The sequence below is a fragment of the Methylobacterium sp. A52T genome, from assembly GCF_053346095.1.
This window is the reverse complement of the sequence record NZ_JBKFBI010000183.1, coordinates 1-9911: the sequence shown is the minus strand read 5'-3', so window position 1 is coordinate 9911 and position 9911 is coordinate 1. Positions and strand designations below refer to the sequence as shown.

General features: G+C 73.3%; 9 protein-coding genes and 1 pseudogene. 4 read left to right on the top strand and 6 right to left on the bottom strand.

The genetic code is table 11. The annotated features are described in order from the left end of the window. Nucleotides 1-321: pseudogene (locus ACLBYE_RS27720) on the bottom strand (hypothetical protein); the annotation flags it as partial. 293 nt (nt 322-614) lie between these two features. On the opposite strand from ACLBYE_RS27720, the gene ACLBYE_RS27715 reads away from it, so the two are divergent. The 4 genes from ACLBYE_RS27715 to ACLBYE_RS27700 all read left to right on the top strand — a co-directional run bounded on the left by ACLBYE_RS27715 (nt 615) and on the right by ACLBYE_RS27700 (nt 4729). Then, entirely contained in the window at nt 615-860 is a 246-nt protein-coding gene (locus ACLBYE_RS27715) for a ferredoxin (protein WP_020095273.1), read from the top strand. Beyond that, entirely contained in the window at nt 860-2131 is a 1272-nt protein-coding gene (locus tag ACLBYE_RS27710; protein ID WP_447696634.1) for an NAD(P)/FAD-dependent oxidoreductase, read from the top strand. Before ACLBYE_RS27715 ends, ACLBYE_RS27710 begins: the two co-directional genes overlap by 1 nt. Before the next feature lie 105 nt (nt 2132-2236). After that, nucleotides 2237-3490 carry a cytochrome P450 gene (locus ACLBYE_RS27705; RefSeq protein WP_447696633.1) on the top strand — a complete coding sequence of 418 codons (1254 nt, stop codon included), beginning with the start codon at nt 2237-2239 and terminating at the stop codon, nt 3488-3490. 150 nt (nt 3491-3640) lie between these two features. Next, the gene (locus ACLBYE_RS27700; RefSeq protein WP_447696632.1) at nt 3641-4729 is read left to right on the top strand and encodes a phytanoyl-CoA dioxygenase family protein; all 1089 of its coding nucleotides are present in this window, start codon (nt 3641-3643) and stop codon (nt 4727-4729) included. A gap of 37 nt (nt 4730-4766) precedes the next feature. Here the strand turns inward: ACLBYE_RS27700 and ACLBYE_RS27695 are convergent, their stop codons facing one another. The 5 genes from ACLBYE_RS27695 to bchO form a co-directional block, all read right to left on the bottom strand. Beyond that, nucleotides 4767-6506, bottom strand: coding sequence for a methyl-accepting chemotaxis protein (locus ACLBYE_RS27695; protein ID WP_447696631.1), 1740 nt, complete (start codon nt 6504-6506; stop codon nt 4767-4769). A 217-nt stretch (nt 6507-6723) separates the two neighbouring features. After that, nucleotides 6724-7335 carry a DUF1989 domain-containing protein gene (locus ACLBYE_RS27690; protein ID WP_447696630.1) on the bottom strand — a complete coding sequence of 204 codons (612 nt, stop codon included), beginning with the start codon at nt 7333-7335 and terminating at the stop codon, nt 6724-6726. Nucleotides 7336-7377: 42 nt separating this feature from the next. After that, nucleotides 7378-8130: a guanitoxin biosynthesis heme-dependent pre-guanitoxin N-hydroxylase GntA gene (gntA, locus tag ACLBYE_RS27685; protein WP_447696629.1), complete on the bottom strand. Its 753-nt coding sequence runs from the start codon at nt 8128-8130 to the stop codon at nt 7378-7380. Between the two features lie 295 nt (nt 8131-8425). Further along, nucleotides 8426-9211 carry a gamma-glutamyl-gamma-aminobutyrate hydrolase family protein gene (locus ACLBYE_RS27680; RefSeq protein ID WP_447696628.1) on the bottom strand — a complete coding sequence of 262 codons (786 nt, stop codon included), beginning with the start codon at nt 9209-9211 and terminating at the stop codon, nt 8426-8428. An 83-nt stretch (nt 9212-9294) separates the two neighbouring features. Then, nucleotides 9295-9911, bottom strand: a 617-nt coding sequence (bchO, locus tag ACLBYE_RS27675) for an alpha/beta fold hydrolase BchO (RefSeq protein ID WP_447696627.1), incomplete at its 5' end; no start/stop codon positions are given.

The following is a 9911-nucleotide window of genomic DNA, read 5'->3' as shown; positions in this document are numbered from 1 at the left end:
GGCCCGGCGCTGCGCGGCGGCGACCCGCTTGGGCGCCACCGCCGCGCGGGCGGCCTTCCGCTCCGGCGCGCGCCGCGCCGCCACAGCCTTCCGCCGGGCGGGGGACGGCCGGGTCTCGGTCGCGGCGGCGGGCGTCCCGGTGGGAGTCGCTGCGGACGGTGCCGGCGGCGCGGCCTTCGTGTCCGTGGCCGGCGCCTTCTGGGATCCGGCCTTGTGGGCCGGCGGATCCGTCCATGTCGTGGCGACGGATTCGGCGGAGGCGCCGCCGATCCCGAGGACCAGCATGAGGGCGGCGAGGCTCGTTCGCGCACCGTGCGGCATGGCGCCCTCCTGTCATCGCGGGGTTTCGGACAGATCCGCGGAGCAGCGCGACAATAGATCGAACCGCTGCGCAGGGGAATCGCGTCGCTGCATTTCCACCAGGATCGCCGAAACACGTTTAATAGGGATGACGCCCGGCGGGGGGGGGGCCCGCCCCGCCCGACGACCGGTCGCGGCGACGGCGCGCGCCGTGCCCCGCGCCGTGCCCCGCGCCGTGCCCCGCGACGTGCCCCGCGCCGTGCCCCGCGACGAGAGCCCGCGGAACCCGCGGCGCCGCGCGCGGTTGCCCCGCCATGTCCGCCCCTGCCGATGCGTCCTCCGGCCCCCCGCCCGGCCTGCGGGTGAGCGTCGATCTCAACCTGTGCCAGGCCTACGCCCAGTGCTGCTACGCGGCGCCGCGGCACTTCCGCATCGAGGGGCACGAGGCCCTGTTCTACGATCCCGCCCCCGCCGCGCGGGACCGGGACGACATCGAGCGGGCGCGCGTCGCCTGCCCGGTCCAGGCGATCCGGGTCGAGGATCCGGAGCGGGGCGCCTGATGGCGCGCGATTCCGAGCGCGTCCTGATCGTCGGCGCCGGCCTCGCGGCCCTGCGCGGGGCCGAGGCCCTGCGCGAAGCGGGCTTCTCCGGCGCGCTGACGATCGTCGGCGACGAGCTGTACCGGCCCTACGACCGGCCGCCGCTTTCGAAGCACGTCCTCACCGGCGCGATCCCCGCGGAGGCCACGACCCTGCCGGGGGTCGGCGCCCTCGCGGCGGAGTGGCAGCTCGGCAGCGCGGCGCGGCGCCTCGACCGGCAGGCGCGCACGGTCGGCCTCGCGGACGGGCGGGTCGTCCCCTACGACCGGCTGCTCATCGCCACCGGCACCCGCGCCCGGCCCTGGGCGAACCCGCACGAGGGCCGCCTCGCCGGCGTCTTCACCCTGCGCGGGCGGGAGGACGCCGCCGCCCTGCGGCGGGCGCTGGCCGCCGGCCCGAAGCACGTGCTGGTGATCGGTGCCGGCTTCATCGGCTGCGAGGTCGCGAGCCTGTGCCGGCAGCTCGACCTGCCGGTCACCCTGGTCGAGCCCGGCCCGACGCCGCTGGCCCGCATCCTCGGCAGCACCGTCGGAGCGTTCATCGGCGCGATCCACGAGGGCCACGGGGTCGCGCTGCGCTGCGGCCGCGAGGTCGAGTGGCTGGAGGGCCGGGACGGCCGGCTGGTGCGCGCCCACCTCGTCGACGGCAGCAGCCTCGCGGCCGACGTCGCCGTCATCGCCCTGGGGGCCGTGCGCAACACCGAGTGGCTCGACGGGGCCGGCCTGTCGGCGGATCCGGGCGGGGTCGATTGCGACGCGCGCGGCCACGTCCTCGATACCGACGGCCGGCCCGACCCGCGCATCGCCGCCGCCGGCGACGTCGCCCGCTTTCCCCACCCCCTCTACGACGGCCGGCGCGTCGCCCTGGAGCACTGGAGCCACGCGGTGGCGCAGGGCGTCCATGCCGGCCGGCTCCTCGCCGGCGCGGAGCCCGAGGTGCCCTACGGCGCCCTACCGACCTTCTGGTCGACGCAGGGCGACCTCGTGGTGAAATCCGTCGGCCTGACCGAGGGCGCCGACGCGGTGGCGATCACGCAGGGCGATCCGGCGGCCGGCCGCTTCGTCGCCACCTACGGCCGCGACGGGCGCTGCATCGCGGCGGTCGCGGTGGATTCCGCTCGCTGGCTGCCGGCCCATGCCGAGCTCGTGGAGGCCCGCGCGCCGTTCCCGCCCGAGGGCGCCGCGACCGACCGGCCGAAGCGCGTCACGGTCCACGAGCCGGGCTTTCCGTAACGCGTCGGGAAACGGAACCGGCCCATCGGGCGAAGCCTTTGTCGTTGCAGCATCTTTCCCGAAGGCCGGTGGCCGCCATCCGGGTCGATGCGTGAAGGAGACCGCATGCCCGACGCCACCCTCCTCGACCAGGTCAAGGACTTCGCCAACCGGCCGAACCCCTACCCGGTCTACGCGAAGCTGCGGGAGAATCCCGTCTCGCGCCAGGACGACGGCACCGAGGCGGGCACCTGGGTCGCGGCGACCCACGGCACCATCGCGCGCCTGCTGCAGGACCCGCGGGTCAGCTCCGAGACCCTGCCCCCGGCCGACCGGCCGCGTACCGGCAATCCTCTCACCGACCTGATCGTCAAGCCGCTCAAGGACTGGATGATGGACCGGCACCGGGTCTTCATCTTCCGCGATCCGCCGGACCACGACGTCCTGCGCTCGGCGGTGATGCACCAGTTCTCCCGCGAGCGCGTCCAGGCGATGCGCGCCCGCTCCGACCGGCTGGTGGCCGACCTGCTCAACGAGAAGTGCGGTGCCCGGGAGATCGACGCGGTCGACGACCTCGCCTACCCGCTGCCCGTGACGGTGATCTGCGAGCTGTTCGGCGTGCCGCGGGAGGACGAGCCGAAGTTCCACGGCTGGGCGACGCAGCTCGCCACCGCGCTGGAGCCCGACAGCCTGTCCGACCCCGAGATCCGCGCCGCGAACAGCCGGACCTTCGACGCGATCGGCGGCTACATGGGCGACCTGATCAGGGAGAAGCGCAGGCACCCGCAGGACGACATGCTGTCGGGTCTCGCCAACCACGCCACCCCGGCCGGCGTGAAGATGGGCGATTACGACCTGATCGCCACCTCGATCCTGATGCTGGTGGCCGGGCACGAGACCACCGTGAACCTGATCACCAACGGCCTGCTGACCCTGCTGCGGCATCCGGACGAGCTGGAGCGCCTGCGGCAGGACCCGCTCCGGGCCCCGCGACTGATCGAGGAACTGCTCCGCTACGAGCCGCCGGTGCAGTTCCGGACGCGGCGGACGCTGTCGCCCATCGACATCGCCGGGGTCACGATCCCCGAGGGGGCCGATCTCGTGCTGCTGCTGGCCTCCGGCAACCGCGACGCGGCCGTCTTCCCCGACCCCGACCGGTTCGACCCGGACCGCACCGGGATCCGCCATCTCGGCTTCGGCGGCGGCCTGCACTACTGCGTGGGCGCGCCGCTGGCCCGGTTCGAGGCGGAGGCGGCGCTCACCGCCCTCGCCCGCCGGCTGAAGGCGCCGCGCCTCGTCGAGGACCCACCGCCCTACCGGCCGGGGGCCGCCCTGCGCGGCCCGGAGCACCTGCGGGTGGCGATCGACGGGATCGCCTGAGCCGCGGGCGGGCCGGACGGCCAACCCGAGCATCGATGAGACCGCCGACGCGACGAAGACGAAAGTCTGTCGCCGTAAAGTTGTTTGCCTCGCTAAAGTCGCGATCGTCCGGCCTGGTTACGCTGGAGACGGAACCGACGGGTTGAGACGATGGCTCAGGGGTTTGCGCGCGCTGCATCGCTGGCGCGCACGGTGGGGACCACGGTGCGCAACCTCGCCCTCGGGCGCGACGACGTCCCGCCCCTCGCGCCCCACCTGCCGCCCGCGCCGTCCCACGCGGTCGACGCCGACATCCCGGTCGATATCGGCTGCATCAAGGTGTTCCGGGCCGAGAGCTTCCCGGAATCCGGGCCCAGTCCCTGGCTCGACCAGCCCGACGCCCTCGACATCGTCGCGCGCCGCGTCGCGCGCCGGGAGATCACGCCCCGGCAGGCCGAGATCTGCCGGTCCTGGGTGGAGCACGGCTACTACGTCCTGCGCGGCGCGATCGATCCCGACACGATCGACGAGGTCTGGGCCGCCTACGAGGCCGCGATCGCCGACGGCGACCTGACCCTCGCCCCCGAGAAGGCGGCGCCGGACGATCCCCATCCGGGCCGCTACCTCAACCCGCACCTGAAGGTCGAGGCGATCGACCGGCTGCTGAAGCACCCCGTGCTGATGAACTTCAGCAGCATGGTGCTGGGCCGCCCCGCGATCCCGTTCCAGACCATCGCGTCCCACAAGGGCAGCCAGCAATCCGAGCACTCGGACTCGATCCACATGACGACCTACCCGCTCGGCTACCTGGCCGCCTGCTGGGTCGCCATGGAGGACATCCACGCGGATGCGGGGCCGCTGGTCTACTATCCCGGCACCCACCGCCTGCCGTACCTGTTCAGCCACGACGTCGGCATCACCACGGACGAGTTCCGCGAGCGCGGCTACGGCGCCTATTCCGAGCGCTACGAGCCGGCGATCAAGCAGGAGATCCGGGAGCACGGGGCGACGCCGGCCTACTTCACGGCGCGCAAGGGCGACGTGCTGTTCTGGCACGCGAACCTGCTGCACGGCGGCTCCGCGCGGGCCGACATGCAGCGCTCCCGCAAGGCCCTGGTGCACCACTACTTCGCGGAAGGCTGCATCTGCTACCACGACCTCTCGGCGACGACGTCGGCGGTGCACGGCCCGGTCGAGAGCCTGCCGACCTGCGGCGCGTCGAGCCCCGACATCGCGGTGCGCGAGCGGATCAGCCTGTAAGGGCGCGGGGTCGCCGGACGGCCCGGCGACCCAGCCCTCAGGCGGCCTTCACGGCGGCCAGGAAGGTCGTGACCTCCTGGCCGAGGTTCGTCGAGTAGCGGGCCAGCTCCTGCGCGGCGCTGAGCACCTGGTCGGAGGCCGCGCCGGTCTCGCGGGCCGCCTGCCGGACGTCGGCGATGTCGGTGCTCACCGCCTGGGTGCCCTGCGCCGCCTGGGTGACGTTGCGGACGATCTCGCTCGTCGCCGCGCCCTGCTCCTCCATGGCGGCGGCCACGCTGAGCGCCACCGTGCGCATCTCGTCGATCGTGCCGCCGATCGTCCGCATCGACTCGACCGCCTGGCGGGTCTCGTTCTGGATGGCGGCGATCTGCGTCGCGATGGTCTCGGTCGCCCGGGCCGTCTGCGAGGCCAGCGCCTTCACCTCGCCCGCCACCACGGCGAAGCCCTTGCCGGCCTCGCCGGCGCGCGCGGCCTCGATGGTGGCGTTGAGGGCCAGCAGGTTGGTCTGCCCGGCGATCCCGGCGATCAGGCCCATCACCTCGCTGATCTGGTCCGTGCCGCGGGCGAGCACCTGCATCAGGGCGTTGGTCTGGGCCACGTCCGTGCCGGCCCGGTCGGCCATCGCCGAGGACTGGGCGACGCGGGCCGCGATCTCGTTGATCGAGGCCGCCATCTCCTCGCTCGCCGCCGCCACGGTCTGCACGTTGCTGGAGGTCTGCTCGGAGGTCGCGGCGACGCGCACCGACTGGTCGGTGGTCCGCGCGGCCGTGCGCGTCATCTCCCGGGCCGTGGCCTCCATCTCCACCGCGGCCGCCGACAGGCCCTGCGTCAGCGCGCTGACCTGCGCGTCGAACCGGGCGGTGACCGTGTCGAGCATCTGGGCGCGGCGCATCTTCGCGTCGTTCTCCGCCACGGCGGCCGCGTCGGCGGCGCGCTTGGCGATCAGGGCGTCCTTGAACACCTGGACGGCGCGCGCCATGGCGCCGACCTCGTCGCCGCGGCGCTGGTCGGCGACCGTCACCGCGAGGTCGCCGTCCGCGAGGCCGCGCATCGCCGCGGTCAGGCGGGTGATCGGGCGGGACAGGCTGTTGCCCACGAGCAGGAGCAGCGCCAGGATCGGCAGGGCGAGGCCGGCGGACCAGAGGCCGATGGTGACCGCGCGGTCGCGCACGGCCGCGTGGACGTCGTCCCGGTACAGGCCGGTGGCGACGATCCAGCCCCACGGCTTGAACATCTGCACGCTCGCGACCTTCTCCACCGGCACGGACCCGCCGGGGCGCGGCTTCATGTAGTCGACGAAGCCGGAGCCGTCGCGCTTGGCGGTCTCGACCATCTCGGCGAAGTAGCGCTTGCCGCCGGGGACGTCGGTCTGGTCCACCACCTGCTTGCCGACGTTCTTGGCGTTGAAGGCGTTGGCGATCAGGTGGCCCCGGTCGTCGAGGACGAAGAAGTAGTCCTCGCTGCCGAAGCGCAGGGCGGTGATCGCCGCGAGCGCGGCCTTCTGCGCGTCGGCGACGGGCATCTGGCCCGTCCGGGCCTGCGCCTCGTAGTGGGCGAGCAGGCTCTGCGCGACCTCGGTCAGGCGCTTGGTCATCAGCGCGCGGTCCTCGAGCGCCGAGCCGCGCATGTCGAGGAAGCTCAGGGCGCTGAGGGCGCCGATGGCCAGGAGCACCAGGGCCATCACGGCCGCGAGCTTGTGGCGAAGCCGGAGATCGGCGAGGCGCTGCCACGGCGCGGCACGGTCGGCGGGCGGGCGGCTGGTCTGCGTGGGGGTCATCCGAGCACCGGAAGAGGGGCCTGCGGCCGGCGGGGACTCGCCGTGGGCGCCGTACGGGCTCAACCTCGTGCATTCGGGTTAGTAAATCGCAAAGACCTGCGGCCGTTCGCCGGCAGTCAGTGGGCGAATATCGATGTCAAGTCATCGAATGCGATACAGTCTACAGATTTACATGGATTAATATCGGGATCGGGCCAGGGCTTTTGAGGGCCCGCAGCTAGGCGCTCACGCTGTAGTGGATCGGCTTGAAGCTGCCGTTGTTCGACTGCAGGGCCGAGCAGGCGGTGAGCCCGATGATCAGGTCGGTCTCGGCCACGAACACGATCCGGTCCCCCGCCCGGCTGAGGGGCGGCGCCACGGTGAGCGCCCCGGTCGCGCCGTCGATCGGCACGTTCATGAAGCAGTTGAACGCCACCGGGATCGCATCCGGCGCGATGCCGTAGGGTGCGAGCGCCGCCGCGAGGTTGCCGAAGCAGCCGCGATGCGGGTTCGTGTCGCCGTAGATGATGCGGAACGTGTCGGCCGAGCACGGCGTCAGCAGGAAATCGTGCCGGCCGACCGTATCCTCGAGGATCCGCAGCAGGATCTTCGAGCGGTTCGAGTAGAGCGGGTCGCCGGTGGTCAGGTAGATCCGGCTGGCGTAGTCGAGGGTCCGGCCCGACGAGATCACCTCCCCCGTGTCGTGGCGGTTGAAGGCGAGGAGGTCGGCCACCTGCTCCCCGCACGGGTCGATCACCGTGAGGCGCTGGCCCCGGTCGAGGGTGAAGGCGACGCCGGAGCGCGGCGCGATCGTCCGCACGTCGGCCTGGCACAGGGTGGGTTGGCACATGGTGGGTGGCTCACTCCGTACTGGGGACCGGATCCGACCGGCTCAGGCGCCGCTGCCCGGCAGTCCGCGGTCGAAGGGCAGGGCCGGCGGGCTCCAGTCCCGGGCCTCCGGGGCCGGCGCCGGTCGGCCCTTCATCGGGCAGCGCCAGTCCGCGTCGACCGCGCGGCCGCTGTACTGGCGCGCCTCCGAGGCCTCGCCGTGGCGCGCCAGCATCGGGTTCACGCTGCCGGCGAGGGCCTCGTCGCGCTCCAGGATCGCGGCGCGCAGCTTCTCGTAGCGTCCCTCCGCCCGCAACCGCTCGAACTGCGCGTGCAGGTTGAAGACCAGGACCGGCGACGAGAAGCGCCGCGCCGGCCGGCTCGCCTGCGGGTGCAGCCCGACGACGAAGAACGCCTCGCCGCCGAAGCTCAGGGAGAAGTGCGGGTTGTCGGGATCCTCGGCCACGCGGGCGTCGTGGGGCTGGCCGAGCCAGGCGTCCTTGTCGGTCAGGGATTGCGCGCGCGCCCAGAGGTTGTGCTCGAACGCCTCCTCCGAGAGGTCGCCCGGGCCCTCGAACACGACCGCGAAGCTCTGGAACAGATCGGGCTGCGCCCGGTACTGCGCCACGAAGGCGAGCAGTGCCGGGTAGATCCGCATGTCGTCCCAGCCCGAGGTGATGTCCCGGGCCACCACGATCCGCATCCGCCCGCGGGACAGGGCCGACTTGGCGCCCACGCAGGGGAAGGGCGGGTTCCGGATGAAGTCGCGGAAGGCCTCGGCACGGGGGTGCTCTCGGTCGTCGCGGGGGAGATGCATGCAGGGCCTGCCCGGTCTCTGCGCGGTCGGCCTCGACGCGAGGCGGCCGCTGTTCGGGACTCCGGGAACACCATTGGGAGGCCACTGTTCCGTCCTGCGACAGGTCGTCCGGGGGGTAAGGTGAATCCGGTCGCGTGTGACCAAGATCTGTCCGGATGGACAGCCAATATTCCGTGGATCAGCGCCCACGGATAAACATAGGTTAAGGCCGGAAAGACTCCCGGTGCCGGCGGTGTGCCGGCGCTGTGCTGCCGCGCGGGGCGTCTGCACTGGGCCGTCCCGGCGCGCGAGCGGCTCAGCCCCGGCCGGCCCGCCGCGCCCGGTGCCGCGTCGCTGCGGCGGCCCCGAAGGCCTCGAACAGAGTGCGGTTGATCGGGTTGGTGGCCGGATCGTGCTCGGCGTGCCACTGGACGCCCAGCGCGAAGCCCGCCGCGTCGCGCACGCGGATCGCCTCGACGGTCTCGTCCTCGGCGAGGCCCTCGATCACGATCCGCCCGCCCGGCTCCAGGATGCCCTGGCCGTGCAGGGAGTTCACCCGGATCGTCTCGCGCTCCAGGAGGCGGGCGAAGGCGCCCCCGGGCGTGAGCCGGACCTCGTGACGGTCGGCGAAGATCAATTCCAGGTCCGGGTGGATCTCGCCGTTCGCGAGGCGCGGCATGCGGTGGTTGAGCCGGCCCGGCAGATCGCGGATCTCCGGGTGCAGGCTGCCCCCGAAGGCGACGTTCATCTCCTGGAAGCCGCGGCAGATGCCGAACAGCGGCACGCCCCCCGCCACGCAGGCCTCGATCAGGGGCAGCGCCACGGCGTCGCGATCCTCGTCGTAGGGCTCGTGCGCCGCGCAGGGCTCGGTGTTGAAGCGCGCCGGATGGACGTTGGCGCGGCCCCCCGTGAGCAGGACGCCGTCCACGGTGTCGAGGAGGTCGCCGAGGCCGGTGATCGTCGGGACGGCGGCGAACATCAGCGGCAGGGCGCCGGCCACCGCGGCGACCGCCCGCATGTTGTTCTCGCCGACGATCTGCGCCGGGAAGCGGCTGTCGATCAGGCGCGCGTTGCCGATGACGCCGATCACGGGTCTCGCCATCGTTCCGGCCGCTCCTCGATCCCGTCCTGCCCGCCGCGGCAGGCTCTACGACCCACGCAAGGCCGGCGCCAGTCCCGTCCGGCTCACGGGGGCGACAGAACGCCCGCGTCCGAAGCTTCGGCGCGGAGCGCCTCGACCACGCGCTCCGGCGCCTCCTCGTGGGCGAGGTGGCCCAGCCCCCGGATCAGGCGGACGCGGGCGTCGGGCATGCGGTCGCGCAGGGCGAAGGCGGTGTCCGGCAGGATGGCCTTGTCGTCGCCGCCGACGATCAGCAGGGTCCGGGTGGCGAGGCCGGGCAGCGCCCGGTGCAGCCCGGCGAGATCCCAGTTCGCCATCATGCCCAGCGCCCCGCGGACATGGCCGGCCCGGGCGAAGAGCCGCCGGTAGAGGTCGACCCCCTCCGGGTCGAGGCGCGAGCCGGTCCCCTCGATCAGGCGCTTGGCCGCGGATCGGTCCGCCGTCCAGGCGAAGATCCGCGGGGTGAAGGGGTTGAGGAACAGGAGGCGCGCCATGCTGGGGAACAGCAGGTTCGCCGCCCCCGGCAGCGGCGCGAGAGCGCCGTTGAAGGCCACCAGCAGCCGGGGCGCGATGGCGCCGTCGAGGCACATGCGCGCGAGGACGGCGGCGCCGGCCGAGTGGCCCGCCGCCAGGGCCGGCGGCCGGGCGGGCGCCGCCACCGGGGGCGCCGCCGCCCGGGGCA